General features: G+C 33.0%; 1 pseudogene. It reads right to left on the bottom strand.

The annotated features are described in order from the left end of the window. Positions 1 to 91 precede the first annotated feature (91 nt). Positions 92 to 276 (bottom strand): annotated as a pseudogene (locus ACFINO_RS11090) (glutathione synthase); the annotation flags it as partial.

Raw genomic sequence — 276 nt, 5'->3', positions numbered from 1 at the left:
ATTCTAATTCACATTTGCAGCATAACAAATATAAAAAAACAATATTCATAATTTTTCTGATAAAATTACCTTTTAGCTCTTGTTAAAAAAATTAATTCGAACGCTTAAACTCAATAACATCCCAAAAAAGATGAGCAATATCGGTGCCACTAAAACGCTTAATTTCACGAATTCCAGTAGGAGATGTCACATTGATCTCTGTGATATAATCTCCTATCACGTCAATCCCTACAAGAAGAAGACCACGTTCTTTTAAAGCTGGACCAATGCGTTGGC

The organism is Bartonella sp. AA83SXKL, assembly GCF_042196965.1.
Taxonomy (GTDB): domain Bacteria; phylum Pseudomonadota; class Alphaproteobacteria; order Rhizobiales; family Rhizobiaceae; genus Bartonella.
Note: the sequence above shows the minus strand (reverse complement) of the source record. Positions and strands in the feature narration are given on the sequence as shown.